24 protein-coding genes and 1 tRNA gene are annotated in these 17,807 nt (G+C 58.1%); 9 read left to right on the top strand and 16 right to left on the bottom strand.

The features are described from left to right. Positions 1-68 precede the first annotated feature (68 nt). Positions 69-935 carry a GNAT family N-acetyltransferase gene (locus ACR0CG_RS11930; protein ID WP_480525100.1) on the top strand — a complete coding sequence of 289 codons (867 nt, stop codon included), beginning with the start codon at positions 69-71 and terminating at the stop codon, positions 933-935. A 3-nt stretch (positions 936-938) separates the two neighbouring features. On the opposite strand, the gene ACR0CG_RS11925 is transcribed toward ACR0CG_RS11930, so the two are convergent. After that, positions 939-1,178, bottom strand: a complete 240-nt coding sequence (locus ACR0CG_RS11925; RefSeq protein ID WP_480525098.1) for an Lrp/AsnC ligand binding domain-containing protein — start codon at positions 1,176-1,178, stop codon at positions 939-941. Positions 1,179-1,332: 154 nt separating this feature from the next. Here ACR0CG_RS11925 and hisB point away from each other — a divergent pair, with 154 nt between their 5' ends. Beyond that, positions 1,333-1,920 (top strand): imidazoleglycerol-phosphate dehydratase HisB, encoded by a 588-nt coding sequence (gene hisB / locus ACR0CG_RS11920; RefSeq protein WP_480525096.1) that lies wholly within the window; start codon positions 1,333-1,335, stop codon positions 1,918-1,920. After that, the gene (gene hisH / locus ACR0CG_RS11915) at positions 1,921-2,559 is read left to right on the top strand and encodes an imidazole glycerol phosphate synthase subunit HisH (protein ID WP_480525094.1); all 639 of its coding nucleotides are present in this window, start codon (positions 1,921-1,923) and stop codon (positions 2,557-2,559) included. Between the two features lie 4 nt (positions 2,560-2,563). On the opposite strand, the gene ACR0CG_RS11910 is transcribed toward hisH, so the two are convergent. Beyond that, positions 2,564-2,965 carry a DUF2147 domain-containing protein gene (locus ACR0CG_RS11910; protein ID WP_480525092.1) on the bottom strand — a complete coding sequence of 134 codons (402 nt, stop codon included), beginning with the start codon at positions 2,963-2,965 and terminating at the stop codon, positions 2,564-2,566. A gap of 134 nt (positions 2,966-3,099) precedes the next feature. Here ACR0CG_RS11910 and hisA point away from each other — a divergent pair, with 134 nt between their 5' ends. Further along, entirely contained in the window at positions 3,100-3,819 is a 720-nt protein-coding gene (gene hisA / locus ACR0CG_RS11905; protein ID WP_170615179.1) for a 1-(5-phosphoribosyl)-5-[(5-phosphoribosylamino)methylideneamino]imidazole-4-carboxamide isomerase, read from the top strand. Here the strand turns inward: hisA and ACR0CG_RS11900 are convergent, their stop codons facing one another. Next, positions 3,820-4,212 (bottom strand): DUF302 domain-containing protein, encoded by a 393-nt coding sequence (locus ACR0CG_RS11900; RefSeq protein ID WP_480525090.1) that lies wholly within the window; start codon positions 4,210-4,212, stop codon positions 3,820-3,822. 171 nt (positions 4,213-4,383) lie between these two features. On the opposite strand from ACR0CG_RS11900, the gene hisF reads away from it, so the two are divergent. From hisF to ACR0CG_RS11885, 3 genes are all read left to right on the top strand, one after another. Further along, positions 4,384-5,145: an imidazole glycerol phosphate synthase subunit HisF gene (hisF, locus tag ACR0CG_RS11895; protein ID WP_480525088.1), complete on the top strand. Its 762-nt coding sequence runs from the start codon at positions 4,384-4,386 to the stop codon at positions 5,143-5,145. Beyond that, positions 5,142-5,459 (top strand): phosphoribosyl-ATP diphosphatase, encoded by a 318-nt coding sequence (locus ACR0CG_RS11890; RefSeq protein ID WP_480525087.1) that lies wholly within the window; start codon positions 5,142-5,144, stop codon positions 5,457-5,459. Before hisF ends, ACR0CG_RS11890 begins: the two co-directional genes overlap by 4 nt. A gap of 73 nt (positions 5,460-5,532) precedes the next feature. Further along, positions 5,533-6,099: a hypothetical protein gene (locus ACR0CG_RS11885; RefSeq protein ID WP_170615173.1), complete on the top strand. Its 567-nt coding sequence runs from the start codon at positions 5,533-5,535 to the stop codon at positions 6,097-6,099. 3 nt (positions 6,100-6,102) lie between these two features. Here ACR0CG_RS11885 and ACR0CG_RS11880 read toward each other — a convergent pair whose 3' ends face one another. The 4 genes from ACR0CG_RS11880 to rlmB all read right to left on the bottom strand — a co-directional run bounded on the left by ACR0CG_RS11880 (position 6,103) and on the right by rlmB (position 8,400). Further along, positions 6,103-6,573, bottom strand: coding sequence for a CoA-binding protein (locus ACR0CG_RS11880; protein ID WP_480525085.1), 471 nt, complete (start codon positions 6,571-6,573; stop codon positions 6,103-6,105). Positions 6,574-6,775: 202 nt separating this feature from the next. Further along, the gene (locus ACR0CG_RS11875) at positions 6,776-7,225 is read right to left on the bottom strand and encodes a YHS domain-containing (seleno)protein (protein ID WP_480525083.1); all 450 of its coding nucleotides are present in this window, start codon (positions 7,223-7,225) and stop codon (positions 6,776-6,778) included. Between the two features lie 107 nt (positions 7,226-7,332). Continuing rightward, positions 7,333-7,614, bottom strand: coding sequence for a hypothetical protein (locus ACR0CG_RS11870; RefSeq protein ID WP_480525280.1), 282 nt, complete (start codon positions 7,612-7,614; stop codon positions 7,333-7,335). 12 nt (positions 7,615-7,626) lie between these two features. Beyond that, entirely contained in the window at positions 7,627-8,400 is a 774-nt protein-coding gene (gene rlmB / locus ACR0CG_RS11865) for a 23S rRNA (guanosine(2251)-2'-O)-methyltransferase RlmB (RefSeq protein WP_170615167.1), read from the bottom strand. A gap of 116 nt (positions 8,401-8,516) precedes the next feature. Here rlmB and ACR0CG_RS11860 point away from each other — a divergent pair. Then, positions 8,517-8,600, top strand: a tRNA-Tyr gene (locus ACR0CG_RS11860). Positions 8,601-8,685: 85 nt separating this feature from the next. Here ACR0CG_RS11860 and ACR0CG_RS11855 read toward each other — a convergent pair. The 9 genes from ACR0CG_RS11855 to ACR0CG_RS11815 form a co-directional block, all read right to left on the bottom strand. Beyond that, positions 8,686-9,117, bottom strand: coding sequence for a c-type cytochrome (locus ACR0CG_RS11855; RefSeq protein ID WP_480525080.1), 432 nt, complete (start codon positions 9,115-9,117; stop codon positions 8,686-8,688). After that, positions 9,114-10,433: a multicopper oxidase family protein gene (locus ACR0CG_RS11850; protein WP_480525078.1), complete on the bottom strand. Its 1,320-nt coding sequence runs from the start codon at positions 10,431-10,433 to the stop codon at positions 9,114-9,116. The genes ACR0CG_RS11855 and ACR0CG_RS11850 overlap by 4 nt, the downstream gene beginning before the upstream one ends. Before the next feature lie 8 nt (positions 10,434-10,441). Next, positions 10,442-11,308 carry a copper resistance D family protein gene (locus tag ACR0CG_RS11845; protein ID WP_480525076.1) on the bottom strand — a complete coding sequence of 289 codons (867 nt, stop codon included), beginning with the start codon at positions 11,306-11,308 and terminating at the stop codon, positions 10,442-10,444. A gap of 2 nt (positions 11,309-11,310) precedes the next feature. Then, entirely contained in the window at positions 11,311-11,661 is a 351-nt protein-coding gene (locus tag ACR0CG_RS11840; RefSeq protein WP_480525074.1) for a copper resistance CopC family protein, read from the bottom strand. Between the two features lie 10 nt (positions 11,662-11,671). Beyond that, positions 11,672-12,103, bottom strand: coding sequence for a c-type cytochrome (locus tag ACR0CG_RS11835; RefSeq protein WP_480525073.1), 432 nt, complete (start codon positions 12,101-12,103; stop codon positions 11,672-11,674). A gap of 95 nt (positions 12,104-12,198) precedes the next feature. Beyond that, positions 12,199-12,549, bottom strand: coding sequence for a hypothetical protein (locus tag ACR0CG_RS11830; RefSeq protein ID WP_480525072.1), 351 nt, complete (start codon positions 12,547-12,549; stop codon positions 12,199-12,201). Positions 12,550-12,930: 381 nt separating this feature from the next. After that, positions 12,931-14,277, bottom strand: a complete 1,347-nt coding sequence (locus tag ACR0CG_RS11825; RefSeq protein ID WP_480525070.1) for a dihydrolipoyl dehydrogenase family protein — start codon at positions 14,275-14,277, stop codon at positions 12,931-12,933. Positions 14,278-14,330: 53 nt separating this feature from the next. Further along, complete coding sequence (locus ACR0CG_RS11820; RefSeq protein ID WP_480525067.1) at positions 14,331-15,986, bottom strand: FAD-binding oxidoreductase; 1,656 nt, start codon at positions 15,984-15,986, stop codon at positions 14,331-14,333. An 80-nt stretch (positions 15,987-16,066) separates the two neighbouring features. Further along, entirely contained in the window at positions 16,067-16,687 is a 621-nt protein-coding gene (locus tag ACR0CG_RS11815; RefSeq protein WP_480525065.1) for a glutathione S-transferase family protein, read from the bottom strand. 170 nt (positions 16,688-16,857) lie between these two features. Between ACR0CG_RS11815 and ACR0CG_RS11810 the strand changes: the two genes are divergently transcribed. Further along, positions 16,858-17,754: a LysR family transcriptional regulator gene (locus tag ACR0CG_RS11810; protein ID WP_480525063.1), complete on the top strand. Its 897-nt coding sequence runs from the start codon at positions 16,858-16,860 to the stop codon at positions 17,752-17,754. The last annotated feature ends 53 nt before the right edge of the window (positions 17,755-17,807 follow it).

The raw sequence follows: 17,807 nt of genomic DNA, 5'->3' as shown, positions 1-17,807 counted from the left end.
AAATTTCTGGTTCTTTGTTGTCTGCTGCGGCATTCTCGGGTCGCACGCAATCACGACGGAGATGCGCCATGCCAGAATACGTAATTCGCGCTCTGACAGCGGATGAGGTCCAGACGGCTGTTGATTGGGCCGGCCGCGAAGGTTGGAACCCCGGCCTTCACGACGCCGTGTGCTTCCGCAGCTCCGATCCCGAAGGATTCAAGGGCGGATTTCTGGATGGCAAGATGATCGCGTCTGCCTCGGCCGTGAATTACGACGACACCTACTCGTTTCTGGGTTTTTACATCGTCCTGCCCGAATATCGTGGATCGGGCTACGGGCTGCAGGTTGCCGAGGCCGTCAAGGCGCATTGCGAACATCGGAACATGGGCATGGACGGGGTCGTCGAACAGCAGGACAATTACCGGAAGTTCGGGTTCGAACTGGCTTATGACAACTACCGATTTTCGGGCACAGCGGGTGAAATCCTCAACGCCCTGGGCCGTTCCGGCCACGGTCAGGTTTCACTGATCGACACACTTACGGATGAGCTGAAGTCTTATGATCGGGGCCTGTTTCCTGCCCCGCGCGACACGTTCCTGCAGGCCTGGCTGGATGCACCCAACCATACCTCGCGGGTGTTTGAGGAAGGCGGCCGGATCAGAGGCTATGCAACGCTGCGCCGATGTTTGGCCGGGTACAAGGTAGGGCCATTGTTTGCGGACACACCCGAGATCGCGCAGGCGCTTTTGGTGTCGCTGCTGATGACGCTTCCGGCTGACCAGATGGATGCCGAGGTCTTTATCGACATGCCCAACCCCAACACGCAAGCGATGGCGATGGCGCAACAACTGGGGTTGACCAAAGTGTTCGAAACCGGCCGCATGTATTCCAGCCACGCGCCGGAAATTGATCTGCACCGTATCTATGGGATCACGACGTTCGAGCTGGGGTAACGTTCAGAACGCCTTGAACGTCATCGTGGTCAGGGATCGTTCGATATTGGGAATCACCAGCAGGTTTTCGTTGATGAAGTGCCCCACATCCTCGGTTTCGGGGATATAGAGTTTCAGCAGCAGGTCGTATTCGCCGCTGGTCGAGTAAAGCTCGGAATGGATTTCGCGCAGAGCGATTTCTTCGGCGACCTTGTAGGTGGAACCGGGTTTACAGCGGATCTGGATGAAAACGCAGGCGGACATGGGGTTGACCCTGTTTGTTGAGTTGCGCGCAGGCTGGCATGGGCCGCGCCCGGGCGCAATCCCCTGCAACAGTTTGGCGCGCATGTGATGCTTGGTCTGGATATGCCCGGCGATCCCCGTCTATAAGCGCGCCTGTATCAAAAGGAATTCGCCCATGCGCAGCGCAAAGATTAGCCGTCAGACCGCCGAGACCGAGATCACGGTCGAGGTCAATCTGGACGGCACCGGCCAGTATGACAACCAGACCGGCGTTGGCTTCTTCGATCACATGCTGGACCAACTGGCGCGCCATTCGCTTATCGACATCACGATCCGCGCCAAGGGCGATTATCACATCGACGATCACCACACGGTCGAGGACACAGGCATCGCACTGGGTCAGGCGCTGACGCAGGCATTGGACGACAAGAAGGGTATCCGCCGCTATGGCGAGTGCCACCTGCCGATGGATGACGCTCAGGTGCGCTGTGCGCTGGATCTGTCGGGCCGTCCGTTCCTGATCTGGAACGTGGATTTGCCGACACCCAAGATCGGGACCTTCGACACCGAACTGGTGCGCGAGTTCTTTCAGGCGCTCAGCACCCATGGCGGTATCACCCTGCATATCGACCAGATACACGGTTTCAACAGCCACCATATCGCCGAGGCGGCCTTTAAGGCGGTTGCCCGTGCCCTTCGGCTGGCGGTTGAGACCGACCCGCGCAAGGCCGATGCGATTCCGTCGACCAAAGGCGCATTGTAGATGCTGACTACCATTATCGACTACGAAAGCGGCAATCTGCATTCCGCTGAAAAGGCGTTTCAGCGCATGGCGCGTGAACTGGATGTGGGTGAGGTCGTCGTGACCTCGGACGCAGATGTTGTCGCGCGGGCCGATCGGCTGGTTCTGCCCGGCGATGGTGCGTTTCCAGCCTGTGCCGCCGAACTGCGCGGCCATAAGGGTATCTATGACGCGATGGTCGAGGCGGTCGAACAAAAGGGTCGCCCGTTTCTGGGTATCTGTGTGGGCATGCAGCTGATGGCCTCGAAAGGCCATGAATACCGTGAAACCGATGGTTTGGATTGGATCGCGGGCGACGTGGTTCGGATCGAGCCGTCAGACCATGCGTTGAAAGTACCACATATGGGCTGGAACGATCTGGTTCTGGAAAGCAGACACCCGGTGTTTGAAGGGGTGAAATCAGGTGATCACGCCTATTTCGTGCACTCCTACCATTTCCGCGTGACGGACCCGGCGCAGAGGTTGGCCTATGTGGATTACGGCCAAGAGGTCACGGCCGTGATTGGCCGTGACACGATGGTCGGGATGCAGTTCCACCCCGAGAAAAGTCAGGATGTCGGCCTGCGTATGATCGGAAATTTCCTGACCTGGGCTCCGTGACGGCCTATTGCACGCGTGTCCAGGTTTGCCCACGGCAGATCAGGCCACCGGCAACGCAACCTTTCACGGTCAGCTGGTTCTGGCTGTCCAGCGTCATTTTCGAGTTGTAGGTCTTGTCGCGGTCTGGCGCCCAGATCTTGCCGTTGTCATAGGCCCCGCCACCTTCCGGAACCATGTCCCAGATAATCTGTTTGCCCAAATTCTCGTAGTCCAGCTGCTCATTGCCGTTGGCATCAAACGCCGTGTCGATGGTGCCGCAGACGGCGCTGCCGCACGATCCGATGGAAACATGCAGATACCCGCCGGTGTCACCGGGTTGGGTTTTCCAGATGCCATCAACCGGATCGGCCGCATAAGCGCTGCTTGCCAAGGCGGCAAACCCTGCGGCCAGAACGAATTTCCTCATGATATCCTCCCTGTTTTGCAAGCAGTCTGGCGCGCCGGTCGCCGTCGGGCAAGATTGACTTTGCGTCGCGTTGCATCCCCTGCCCTGTGTGTGCGATATCCCGCGCGGATAACATTGATATAGGGCCGCCCGACATGATCCTCTACCCCGCCATCGACCTAAAAGACGGCCAGGCCGTGCGCCTGCTGCGCGGTGAAATGGACAAGGCCACGGTGTTCAACGAAGACCCCGCCGCGCAGGCCCGCGCCTTCGTCGAAGCGGGTTGCGAGTGGCTGCATCTGGTCGATCTGAATGGCGCCTTTGCAGGGGAACCCGTCAATGCCGCTCCGGTCGAGGCGATTTTGAAAGCCTGTGATGTGCCCGCCCAACTGGGTGGCGGCATCCGTGACATGGCAACAATCGAAACATGGCTCGATAAGGGGCTCGCGCGCGTCATTCTGGGCACTGTCGCCGTCGAGAACCCCGATCTGGTGCGTCAAGCGGCACAAGAGTTCCCCGGCCACGTCGCCGTCGGTATCGACGCACGCAATGGCATGGTCGCCACCAAGGGCTGGGCCGAAGAAACCGATGTGCAGGTCACGGATCTTGCCCGAAGCTTCGAGGATGCGGGTGTTGCCGCGATCATCTACACCGACATCAACCGCGACGGAGCGATGCAGGGCCCCAATATCGAGGCCACTGCGGCACTGGCCCGCGCCGTGTCGATCCCGGTCATCGCATCGGGCGGAGTTAGCTCGCTGGACGACCTGATCGCCTTGCGTGATTGCGGGGTCGAACTTAACGGCGCAATCTCCGGCCGGGCGCTCTATGACGGCGCGATCGATCTGAACGAGGCCATTCGCGCCCTGAGCTGACTACTGAGCGGCGACCGATGTCAGCTTGGCCAGTGCCCCACGCATATTCTCGATGACCGGGGAATTCTCGACCGCGTCAAGCTCGTCCATGGTTTCTTTCGGGTCTTCATAGGTCAGCCAGACCTGCCCGTTTTCGTCCTCGTAGGCCTGCACTTTCAGCGGCAGGAACAGACCTGCGCGCGGGTCGGCCTGCATGGCGGGTGTGCCCAGCGCCGGATTGCCGAAGATCAGCACCTGATTGGCCGGGATGGTCATACCCACCTTCTCGGCGCCCGCTGCGTGATCGACACGCGCGAAAACCGTGGCGCCCGCATTGCCGACTGCGGCCTCGAGCGCGTCCATCGCCTCGGACACGGATTTGGCTGTCTCTACTTTGATGATATCGTCAGCCATCGCGGCGACAGCTCCTGTGAATATGAATGTGGTCGTCAAAAAGAGGTTACGCATCTCATTGATCTCCGGATGAAATAAGGACCAGTTTTCACAGGTTCGAGAGATGTGGCAATCACAAGTCTGGCATCGGCGGGGCTTTGCCGGTAGAGGTGCGCCAACAAAGGACATGCCATGCTGAAAACACGGATCATTCCCTGCCTTGATGTTGCCGATGGCCGCGTGGTTAAGGGCGTCAATTTCGTCGGCTTGCGCGATGCGGGCGACCCGGTGGAATCGGCCAAGGCCTATGATGCCGCCGGCGCGGACGAAATCTGCTTTCTGGATATTCACGCCACCCATGAAAACCGGGGCACCATGTTCGATGTGGTGCAGCGCACGGCGGAACAGTGTTTTGTTCCGCTGACGGTGGGCGGTGGTGTCCGCACCAGGGAAGATGTCCGCGCGCTGCTGCTGGCAGGTGCCGACAAGGTCAGTTTCAACTCGGCCGCCGTGGCGAACCCGGATGTTGTGGCCGAGGCCGCCGATCAGTTCGGCAGCCAGTGCATCGTGGTCGCCATCGATGCCAAAACCGTCAGCCTCGGCAAGTGGGAGATCTTTACCCACGGGGGGCGCAAACCAACCGGCATTGACGCGGTCGAGTTTGCAAGAACCGTGGTCGCCAAGGGCGCAGGGGAAATCCTGCTGACTTCGATGGATCGTGACGGCACCAAATCCGGGTTCAACCTGCCCCTGACCCGCGCGATCTCGGACGCGGTAGATGTACCGGTGATCGCATCGGGCGGGGTCGGCAATCTGGATCATCTGGTCGAAGGCGTGACCGAAGGTGGCGCCAGCGCGGTATTGGCGGCTTCGATCTTCCATTTCGGCGAATACACCATCCGCGAGGCCAAGGAACACATGGCCGCCGCAGGCATCCCGATGAGGCTGACATGAGCATCCTGCACGAACTGGCCGCAACCATCGAAGCGCGTAAGGGAACCGACCCCGAGTTGAGCTGGACCGCCAAACTGCTTGCCAAGGGCCCCGAAAAGTGTGCCGAGAAGTTCGGCGAAGAGGCCATCGAGGCCATCATCGAAGCCATCAAGGGCGATCGGGCCAGACTGACGTCCGAGGCGGCGGATGTACTGTATCACCTGCTGGTGATGCTGGCCGCCCGTGATGTGGCGCTGGATGACGTTCTGAACGAGCTTGCCCGGCGTCAGGGCATCAGCGGCATTGCCGAAAAAGCGGCGCGTCCCAAGAGCTAAGCGTGGGTTTCGTGCGCTGCTCCTGCCCGCTATAGTGCTGTGTCAGGGTGCCACAGATCAGGGAACGCGCGCGATGATCAGAGCATTGGTTTTTGTGGCGACGCTTGCCATCCTGGCGGCCTGTTCTGCGCCGCCCCGTTCCACCGGGGACGAGGTTCAACGGCTGGCAGCGAAAATCCAAAGCCTCGGACCCGATATCGACCCCGCAGAAGCGCAGCGCGCGGCGCGGGTCGCCTACAGCTACACCGCGCAGTTGGTCGAGGAATATGAGATCACCGACCCGCCGCTGATCCATAACGCAAAGGTCAATAAGGGCTTGCGTCCGCGCGGATTGTGCTGGCACTGGGCCGAAGACATTGAACGGCGCCTAAAACAGGAAGAGTTCGAAACACTGACCCTGCACCGCGCCATCGCCAATGCCGACAACCCGTTCCGAATCGACCACTCGACCGCCATTATCAGCCGACGCGGAGAAACCATGTACGAAGGGATCGTACTGGACCCGTGGCGGTATGGTGGAGTGCTGTACTGGGGACCTTTGGTCGAGGACACACGTTACGAGTGGGTCCCGCGCGATCAGGTTCTGGAAAAGCGGCGACTGGAACAAGTTGCCCGGCTGAAAACGGCAGGCGGCGGCTGACGGTCACAGCTTTGACGATATGATCCCGGTGGCAAACCCGCCCATGCGCAATTCCCCGAAAAGCCGCTGATATTCGATTTTCGGGCATCGGTTCATGACCACATCGACACCTCTGGCCTGTGCAACTGCTGCCGCGCCTTCATGTTCGACACCGATCTGCATCCAGACTGTCCTGAGCTTTGGAAAAACCTGCAAAGCTTCGTCCACAATCGGTGGCACGGCTTCGGATCTGCGAAATATGTCCACCATGTCGACAGGTTCGGCAATATCCGACAACGAGGCATGAACGGTCTGACCGAACAATTGCTTCCCTGCATGCCCCGGATTGACCGGAATGACCCGGTATCCTTTCAGCGAAAGGTATCGCGCCACGTAATAACTGGGCCGCACCGGGTTCATCGACACCCCAACGACCGCCACAACTTTGGTGCGTTGCAGGATGCCTTTCAGGAACTCATCGGAATAATCTGCCATGAGGGCACCCTAATCGCTGCGTTCAAAAGAAAAAAGCGCCCAGGTCGGACCTGAGCGCCAGTTGTTGGAACGAGGGACAGTGAAATGACCCGCGGCAGTTCCGTTCCGCGGTCACTGTGACATTTAGGCATGAGTTCGACAAAAAAAAGAGGGCGCGCGCATTTTTGTGATGACAGATCAAAAAAACGCGAAATTTCGCCTGTCACTTGTACAGAACCGAGGGCCAGTGCTCCTCGGCCATGCGAATGTTCAGCGCCATGTCTTCCTGCCACACTTTCTCGATCGCGAGCGAATGCACCAAATAAAGCCTGCCATCCACGACCCTCCACGCCATCGGGTCGGTGCTGGACAGAAGGCCCAGGGCCATAGCATAGGCGCAGTATCCGCCGAACTGAGGCGCAAAGGCGCGCGGATCACGCTCGAACCGCTCCTGGTTCTCGGCTGATGCGAAATGCCATTCGACGCCTTTCCACATCAACGAATGCTCGGCATGGCCCAGCACCGGCGCGTCATCCACGAAATAGGACACGGGATCATAGCCCGCCATTGCCGCACCATCAGTGGCAAAATAGACGGGCGCCTCCTGCGCCTGGACGGCAGGTGCGAACATGATAGCGGCCATTGCGCCAATGAAGAAACGTCGGGTCAGCATCGTCGGTCTGAGTTCTTAGAATTCGAGACCGTCAAAATGCAATTTTTTCAGCGCCATGAAACCCCCCTTGACGCGGTTGTGAACACCCGTGTCGCCGAAGAAACAAGTCAGTCGAAGATATCTTCGATCACATCCCAGGCTTCATCCAGCACGCGCGAGAATACACCTTTTTTCCGTTTCTTGTATTTGTATTTCGGCGTTCGGGCCTTGGACTTGGCCGGACGCGCTCGCCTTTCTTTCGTCAGCTTTCGTTTGGGCAACATCTTGAGGTCGTTCAGGGGGGCGCCACAACTGGAACAGCTGAGCTCGTGACGTTGTTTTCCCTGCAGAACCAGCGCGGCACGCGTGCCGCAGTAACAGCAAGTGGCAATTTTCGACGGGCTGGGAATGACGCTCTCCTGTTATTTGTGCCTCGATGCATATAGGGCAATCGCCGCCGCATTTGAGACGTTGAGCGACCCAAAACCGCCGGCTGCGTCAATTTTCACCAGATGATCGACGGTTTCCTTGGTTTTCTGCCGCAGACCGGGACCTTCGGCACCCAACACCAGTGCAACCGGCCGGTCCAGCTTGCCCGCCAACGTGGTTTCGATGGTCTGATCTGCCTCGCCGTCCAGCCCCAGCACCAGAAACCCCATATTCTGCAGCTCGACGATTGCGTCCGCCAGATTGCGCACCCGCAGATAGGGCTGACGTTCGAGAGCGCCACTGGCGGTTTTCGCCAGTGCCCCGGTTTCCGGCGCGGAATGGTGGCGTGTGCCGACAACGGCGCTTGCACCCAGCACCTCGGCCGAGCGCAGAATCGCCCCGACGTTGTGCGGGTCGGTGACCCGATCCAGCAGAATGACGCGCGGGTGTTCACGACCGATGCAGTTTTCGGCCAGCCCACCCCAGTCCAGCGGCTTGACCTCAAGCGCCGCGCCCTGATGCACCGACCCCGGATCGATCGGTGCCGTGAATTTACGTGGATCAACCAGCTCGGCTTCAATTCCTGAAAATTCAATGGCTTCCGCCAGCTTGGCCTGCGCGTTCAGGGTCACGATCAGACGCAATTTCTGACGCTTCGGGTTCATGAGCGCGTCACGGACGGCGTGCAGTCCAAACAACCAGACAGTCTCGGACGCGGCTGCTTTGCGCGCCTGTTCCTTTTCGACGACCCATTTGGGTTTCTTCATTTTAAGGGCCTCCGGGCCGGGAATTCGGTTTCCTGCGCCAAAGCGGAATTTTCCTGTTGACGCTCCTTTAAGGCGCTAGTAATCACGCCTCCACGTCAGGTGCAACGCCTGACAGTGGGCGACAGGCCGCAAGGTGTGGCAGGGGACTGTAACTCCCTCGCGGAGACGCACGCCTGGTTCGATTCCAGGGTCGCCCACCACTTCTTCAAGCAGTTCAAATTTAGAACATCGTGTGCGGCATACGCCCAGACGCGGTTCGTCGGCGTTAACCGGCTATTAGCGGTGTCAGTCGTGCGGCGGATTTCTGGAGGCCTGAGTTTCCTGAGCACGTTCAGACCACGTCGATCTAATGTAGGCTAAGATATCCCAGATTTCATCGTCGGATATTACTTCCTCAAACCCGGGCATTCCACTTGCGAAGTCGCTGATACCGCGTGCCGCCAAAGCTTTTTCTCCACCCAATTGGGTGTATTCAAAAAGAAGAAGGTTGTCGTGATGCCAGGTGTGTCCCGTCTCATCATGGGGAGGCGCGGGCAAGACACCGTTTTCGTCTGGCGTTTGCCAGTTCGGTTGCCCTTCGAGGTTTGCACCGTGACAGGACGCGCAATGTTGGACGTAAAGGGCCTGACCGCTGGCCAAGTCCCGGCCATCCAGTTCGTGACCTGCGATCGCCCCAGTTGCAACGCTAAAGGCTGCGATGATCAGAACGCGTTTCATGCAACCTCGACCCAGGTTTTCATGCCCGACGCCTGATGGCCCAGCATGTGACAGTGCATCAGCCATTTGCCGGGGTTGTCGAACACGCAAACGATTTCTCGCGTTTCACCCGGATCAATCAGAGTTGTATCCCGGAAAGCACTTAAATTGCCGTCGGCTTCGACCTCGAAAAAGTGATGCCCGTGCAGATGGATACCATGGGGAAAGCGGGTATCGTTCACCAGTTGGATGCGCGCAGTCTGTCCGCGTTGGAAGCTGTGGAACGGGGTGTCCGCAAGGCCGGACTGTCCGTTGAACGCCCAGATGCCCTCTTCCATCAGCCCCTGCATCATTCTTTGGCTCATGGCCCCGCCCTCCATGGTCAAGGTCAGGGAAACGGCATTGTCCAAGTCGGGCTGCACCGTCGCGTTTGGCGGCAGCGCGGATATCTCTGATGGTTGTCGCGCCGTGTTCTCGCCTTCAACCGGGATTTCGCCCAGCAGGTAAGGATCATCCCGGGTCGGAAATACAAATGCGATTGTTTCAGCGGAAGTGACATCCGCTATGATATCAACCCGTTGGGCCGGGGCCAAAACCAGGTCAGAAACCTCTTGCGGATCGGAAAGCGGCATACCGTCCAATGCAACAGTCTTGCCGTCAATGCCTTCAAGTTCAATCGGGAAAATCCTGTCAGTCGCGACGTTGATCAACCGCAAGCGCACACGGTCACCAAGACGAACGGACGCGTCCGGTTCGAAAAGCACACGGGCATAGTTGCCAAGCCGACCCTGATGCGCCTGATCGTGCATGTTCTCAAAGCCATCGGCGAGTGTGCCGTCTTCGGTCAGGCGCCAGTCATCAATCATGACGATCACGTCATGGTCCACATCAGGCGGGGATTGCTCCTCGACGATCAGGGGGCCGTAAAGCCCCTTTGCAACCTGTTCCCAGGACCGGTTATGCGAGTGATACCAGAAGGTTCCGGCGTCCGGCGCGCGAAAGCGATAGGTGAACTCTGCACCCGTTTCGACAACGTCCTGTGTCAGGCCCGGCACGCCGTCCATCGCATTGTCGGTCCGCAACCCGTGCCAATGGACCGCCGAGCCGTCGTCTATCTGGTTGAGAAAACGGATGTCGAACACCTCGTCCTGACGGACGCGAAGGACCGGACCGGGCGTGCTGCCGTTGAAGCCAAGCATCGGCGTTGCCGGATCGCCTTCCGGCAGGATTTGCGCAGAGACTGGCTGTGCAATCAGGTCCAATGGAGCCGCCGCGATGACGACGCCGGGAACCAATGCCATTGCACTTGTCGTGATCAGGAATTCTCTTCGGTTCATCTTAAACCTCAATTCGGAAGGGTCAGGACGCTGGTAAGGGTAGCTGTTGCCGCGAACACGACCAGTATGATTGCAGTTTCTATTTCGATGGAGCGTGCCAGATGCCGCGCTGCGTCGTGATCACCTGCCTGCATGGCGGGAACAAACCGAAACTTGTTGGCGGCTGCCATCACAAGCACCAACGCCACCAGCCCCAGTTTGATGAGAAGCGCCTGCCCGTAGCCCGAAACAAAAAGGCTGCGAAGATCACCCAACAGAAGCCAGGACATCAGCAAGCCCGCCAAAATCAACGCAGGGACAATGACCGAGGCGGCTTGCCCGAAACGATCCCCCAGCGCTGCTGCCTCGTCCAAGCGTTCGGGCTGTAACGACAAGCGCCGTAACGGACCAAGAATGCCGATCCAGAACGCAAGGCAAAGCAAATGCAAAAGCAGCAGAAGCCTTACGCCGCTTTGTTCCAGGCCGGGCACATGCCCAATCTGTGCAAACGACCACAGCGCCAGCACACCGCCACCAAGGGATATCCATTGACCGGCAAATGGCACGAACAACCCGACAAGGATCATGGCCGCGCCGACCAGTCGATAGATCAGAACATCACCGACCGGTGTTTGCCACAAAAGCCTCAGCATCTCGGGATCGCTCATCCCATCAGCGCCGCCGGTCAGGGCGGCCCCGCGCAGCATGAACCCAGTGACAGACGCGACTATCGCAAGCCCAGCCAAGAACGCAGTATGGACGCGCATCCGGCCGCTCAGCGACGAGAGGAGATCAGCAAAGGCGGCGCGCATGATCACCAGCCCGCTGGATCCTGCAATGCCAACATACAGCAGGAGTTTTGACAGGATCGCGGCAATGCCCCAGACGTCCGGCATCCTCAGTCAACCGTAAAGGAAAATTCGCCCTGCATCGCATGGCCGTCCACGCCCAGACCGCGCCATTCTATGCGATAGGCGCCTGCCCCCATATCCTGAAGCGGGAGGGTGAAGAGACGATCAAAACTGGTCTGGTTCCCAATGTCGAGTGGGACCGAATGAAGATCCTGATGGGTCATCTCCACTCGGGTCAGACGGATGTCGTCCGCAAAGTTGAAACTGATTTCAGACGGGACTTCTGCAATCGTCGCACCGTTTTCTGGCGTCGTCGTGTCCACGCGGGAATGCGCAAGCGCACCCGTGGCAAGCGTGGCAAGCGTGGCAAGCAGAGAAAGGATCTTGAGCGTCTTCATAGAGTGTTCCTCAGTTAATTCCGTTGGCGCGCTGGATTTCGCGGATATAGGCGACAACCATGGCAACGTCGCCACGGGTTAAGCCTTCGACCGGCGGCATATCTCCGAACGACCAGTGATGGCTTCTTACACCTGTCGCAACTGCGCGCTGAAAGGATTCGTCGGCGTGATGACTGGGTTCATAGATAACATGGATCAGTGGCGGTCCGGCACCTTCAATTCCGACAGCATTGGTGCCGTGGCACGCGGCGCAAGCCTCGTCGAAGATGCGCTGACCAATGGCGGCTTTGCCCTCGATCGTGGGCATTTGAACGGCCACCAAGGCACCCCCTGCGGCAGGGGACGACGGAGTGGCAATTTCAGACGTACCGGGCCGCAGCATAGTGTATGCAGCAGCGACCGCCACGGCACACACTCCGATAACGAGATACTTTCGGTTCATGGTTCTTCCTGACTTTATGAAACAGAATATTGACCGCGCTGAGCGGCGGCCAGGCAGAAACACCAGGCGCGTGCACCCGGCGTCGAAGTGCCGTTTCAGAAGTTAGGTGGTCTGTCAGGATGTTCCGGCTCACGCAGCGCCGAAAGTTCGCTTACCTGCCAATTCAATACCTGTTCGAACTGGTCTGGTGATGCATCCGACGTGTCGGAGGCAAGGAGCATCAGGTTGCAGAGGAAAGGATTGCATCCATCATGGTCTGCGCCGTCCGTTTCGTGATGGCCGGTCGGCGACAAACGATCCAAGTGCGGAGATCTCTCCGAAGACTGAACTTCGTCACAATGTCCATCGTTGCAATGCAGCGGCATGTCGTGGGCAACACTTGCGAACCCGGTCAATAAGACCAGAATTGCCGCCAGGACCACCGATATCATCCGCTGCAAAATCATTTCGGCGGAAACCTATTACGCAAATCGGAACAAAACAACACACGAAAAGACCTTGGCGTCGGCAAACACCGGTGCACCAGTTAGCCTACCCAGTCGACAAAGATTTTGTTGGTCGAGATCAGTTCCGGCGCTTTGTTCCATGCATACTTCGACAAGAACGGCAGCCGATGCAACCCCTACACGGTCAGGTCCGAGGCCAATCCAAATTAGCGGTTCGGAACTTGGGACATATGTCTCCGATCGGTTGCTGACGTCAGAAAGCCCGCGTTGCGTGTGGAACTGGTCAGCCTGAAAGTGTTCGCATGCAGATGAACCGCCATTCCGGGGAAATGCCCTGCAAGCAGGCTTTCCACCCGGAAGAAACAGCATGCATTTAACTGCCTAGATCAAGGATTTCATATCGGCAGCAAAGGTCGGAAACGCATAAAGCGAGGACTTGAGATCGGTAGCTGACATGCCATGACGCATGGCCATCGCAAAAAGATGGATCAGTTCGTCACCGTGGTGGCCCAGAATATGTGCACCCACAATCTGGTCGCTATTTTTGTCGACCAAAACCTTGGACCATGCAGCGGTTTCTGCGTAGGTCTTGGTCGAAAACCACCCGGACATGTCGGAAACCGTAACCGAGACATCCAGGCCCTTTTCCTGCGCCTGTTCTTCAGAAAGCCCAACGGTGCTAAGCGCCGGAACTGTGTAGACGGCACTGGGGATCACGGTGTAGTCCGGCGTTTTGGTCGGGCCATGCACGATGTTGTGGCCGACAATCTGACCTTCGTAAGTTGCGATGGGGGAAAGCTGGGCGGATTGCGCCACCGCGTCGCCTGCAACCCAGACCGAAGGGTTGGAGATGGACCGCATCGTGTCGTCGATCAGAATGCGAAGCCCATCATGTTCCACACCCGCCGCATCAAGGTTCAGCCCTTCGATATTGGCGATGCGCCCAGCGCCGTTTACGACGCGTTCAGCAATAACATTTTGACTGCGGCCGTCATGCTCGTATTGAACATTCAACCCGTCGGCCGTCTGCTGGATTGCTGTCACCGATACTCCGGTTTTGACAACAATGCCCAGGCGTTCGGTTTCCGCTTGCAGCGCCGCCACAGCATCACTGTCCAGACGAGGCAGCAGTTGCGGCAAGGCTTCAAGGATCGTCACGTGAACACCAGCGCGCGCATAGACGTGGCCAAATTCCATGGCGATGACACCGCCGCCAACAAAGACAACTTCTTTCGGCAATGTCGCATCGGACAGTACTTCGTCCGAAGTAATCATGAGCTCGGCACCGGGAAATGGCAGCGGCCTTGGCTTTGATCCTGTTGCGACAACAATGTCTTTGCCATGTATGACACGACCGTTGACCTCAATGGTGTTTCGCCCAACAAAGCGTGCTGTGCCACGCAACACCTCGCCACGCTTTTCGGCCAGTTCCTGCATGGCGCCCGGGATAAAACAGATCAGGTCCTTCTCTCGTTCGATCAGTTTCGCCCAATTCAATTTTGGCTTGCCGACCTCAATCCCGTGGATGTGGGCCTGTTCGATCTCGTGTATCGCATGGGCAGCCGCCACAAGAACCTTCTTCGGCGTGCAGCCGCGATTGGGGCAAGTCCCGCCAAAATCGCGCGCCTCGACGAAGGCGATCGATTTTCCGGCTTCATGTACAACCGAGGAAACACCTAACCCCGCGTTGCCCCCGCCGATAATTATCACGTCATATGAATCGCGCATGTCATTGCTCCTCTCGTTCTATTTTTTGGTCACAAAAACGATCTCCGTGCGGATCACCCGACAGGACCAAAACTTTCGGTATGAATCTGCCCCAGGGGGACGCCCCGGCTTTCCAGATCGGCCTGAATATCGGCCATAAACCCGACCGGGCCGCACAAGAAGTAATGAGCGTCAGCGTCGTCGACCAGCTGTGCCAGCAACGCCCCGTTGACGCGGCCCCGGGAATTGTAAACGCTACCAAAGTTATCATTTGCCGTCGGTCGGCTATATGCCACATGGACGTTGATGCCTGCCCGCTTGGCGGCCAGTTCGCGAACCTCGTGAGCCAATGGATGATGCTGGCCATCCCGTGCACCGTGCACGAACCAGACCGGGCGATTGCCGCGCTCATTCGCAACCTTGCTGAGAATGCTCACCATGGGCGTGACGCCAACACCAGCGCTGACAAGCACCAACGGGCATTTACTGCAGGTCATTGCGAAATCCCCGGAAGGTCGGCGGCTGCTGATGATCGCCCCAGGATCGAGGTGATCGTGCATGTACCGGGAAACCAGGCCCTTTGGTTCTCGCTTGACCGAAATCCGATAACGGTGCTCATTCGGCCCGTTGGACAATGAATAGGTCCGACGCACTGGTGTATCGTGCCCTGGAATGTCCAGTTCGATCGGCAGGTGCTGGCCGGGTTCGAACTCTGGCAGAGTACCACCGTCGCGCGCTTCAAACAGAAACGAACTTACATCGGTGCTTTCAGGTGTCTTCTCGATCAACCTCAGGGATCGGATCGAGTCCGCATCGAAGTTCCACCGAAGGCTGAGAGCCGAGCGCGTTTCGACAACCTCGTGGATGTCCAAGGTCACCAATCGCCGCGCGCCGGGAAATTCTTCCACTTCGGCACTGTCCCAATCTACTGTTGCAGTTCCCGCCACTTGCAACAAACTGCCACTTTCAAAGTCGACAAAAAGGTAGCCGGCTCTGGGGTCGAGCATCAGATTGCCGATTGTGTTGAAATGGTTGTTGCCTGCGAAATCCGGAAACCGCACCCGCGTGTCATCCAGAACCTGTACAAACCCGCGATCACCACCACGGTGCGATGCGTCCATTCCGTAAGTCGGGCTTTCACCTTCACCACGAAAACCACTGGCGATAAAGAAAGTGTCGGCTGTCTTGATCCAATCGGCTTGTTGGGCCGACAACTTGTTGCTTCTTGTTGTGGGTCCGGGTGCCCGGCCGTCCACACGGCGCCAATCACGTTCGCGGATGTATTGCGGGCAGTTGCCAAAGGTCTGGTCGACGTGAAACTCAAAGCCTGAAGATGTGACTTTGCCCGCCCGTCCATTCACGCGGTTGCGTCGCCGGGTCGCCAGTTCGATACCCAGAATGCCGATGTCGCTTTCGTTGTGAATGGCATCGTGAAGTGCATCACCTTTCAGGGGTAATGCGGCAACGGATAGCGTTTTGGCGTCCGGAGAGGTAACGAAACCATCGGGTCCTTCCACCAACGTGACCCAGGGCCAACCCGCTTTGTCCCGGGCCGCAACCACCAGGAACGGCAGGGCGGTGTGAAAGTCACGGTGTTGTTCGGGCAAATGGTCACGAACCACCTTGCGCGCCCAGTCTTCGATATCACGGACACCCTGACGGGATTGGGCCATGTGTTCGCCCCGATGAAACGGTGAGACGTCTTTTGCACTAGGGTCAACGATAAGCATGAAACTTCTCCTGGGACAGCGGTTGCGGTGATACGCCAGAAGGCGGCGCGCCCGGCTTTGCGACCGGGCGCGTCGTTCAATCAGGCGGCCAGGCCGACTTTGGTGCTTTGCATCGGCACAAAGCCCGGCAGGGCTTCGACACGGGCCAGCAGCGCACGGATGTTGGGGTAGTCAGATAGCGAGACGTTACCTTCGGGGGCATGTGCGGTGTAGCTGTATATCGCGACATCGGCGATTGACGCGGCGTTGCCGACCAGCCATTCACGCCCATTCAAATGTGCCTCGAGACGGTCAAAGGCGGTTTTGGCGACAGCCTTTGCGCGCTCGGCATCCAACTGGGCGCCAAATACGGTGACAAGCCTTGCGGCAGCGGGCCCATTGGCTATTTCACCAGCAGCCAGCGACAGGAATTTCTGCACCTCGGCTTCGCGGACCGGATCGGTTGGCAACCAATCAGGCGCATACTTGCGCGCGAGATAGACGAGGATCGCGTTGGAGTCGGCGATCACGGAATCTCCGTCTTCGATGACCGGCACCTGCCCCGCCGAATTCAAAGACAGGAAGGGTTCCTTTTTGTGTTCGCCCGCCAGCAGGTCGACATCAACCAGTTCATGATTGATGCCGCCGAGTTTGGCAAAAAGCTCGACCCGGTGAGAGTGACCCGACAACGGGTGACGATGAATACGAATGGCGTTCGGCATTGCAGTTCCCTTTCCGAGGAAGCTCTGGAGGTTATGTGACGCAGCTCATTAGCGATCACTGAACCAAACATACCAATTGCCCATTTCATTAATAATCCAACACTTTGTTCAGTTACTATGAACAAAATGGTAATAATAAAAAGAATGCGGGCAGACAGAGGAACTTGGCCATGGATACGATTGATACGATGCGCGCCTTTTTGGCCGTTGCACATGAAGGCTCTTTCACGGCTGCGGGAAAACGCCTTGGTCTTTCGACGAGACTGGTCAGCAAATATGTCGCCCAGTTGGAAAGCAGGCTTTCGACCCAGCTGTTTAACCGAACGACCCGAAGTGTCGCGTTGACGGATGTCGGTGTTGCCTATCTCGAGCGGTGTCGGCCGATCGTGGAACAATTCGACGAACTGGAAGATCTGGTTCAGGAAAGGCAGTCCGCGCTGGCGGGGCTTATCCGGATCACCGCGCCAACCGGGTTCGGCAGCAACAACCTGGCGACGGCGTTGGTTCCTTTTATGCAGGCACATCCAAAGGTGGATTTGGACCTCAAGCTTTCGGACAGTAGAGTCGCGCTTGTGGAAGAAGGAATTGATCTGGCCATCAGAATTGGCGTGCTCCGGGATTCGACTTTGATTGCACGCAAACTGGCCGATATGCCGCTTGTCGTATGTGCCTCACCGGAATACCTGGCGGAACACGGGCGCCCTGGCGATCCAATGGCGCTTGCGACACACAACTGCCTGATTGATGAAAACCCGACTGACGCCACTTCGTGGAGATTCCGGTCTGGTACCCGGGATTTTGTGGTGAAAGTATCTGGCGCCTTGCACGCCAATGCTCCGGCGGCAATCGCAAACATGGCGATCGCGGGCCTCGGCATTGGCCGCTGTCCTCAGTATGCTGTCGCTCAGGCCCTGAACAACGGCAGCCTTGAGCAGCTTTTTCAAGATTACGATCCTGAAAACTTTGGCCTCTATGCCCTTTACCCCCCAAACAGGCACCTAACCGCCCGAGTCCGTGCGTTGATTGACCACCTGGCCAAGTACTTTTCGACGAAAGCAGGTGTCTGAACCCTTTGCCCGAACAAGTTGAGAATACGCGCAGTTCAGGCGGGGTAGTTGCA

This window comes from Ruegeria sp. AB8 (genome assembly GCF_056542605.1).
Note: the sequence above shows the minus strand (reverse complement) of the source record. Positions and strands in the feature narration are given on the sequence as shown.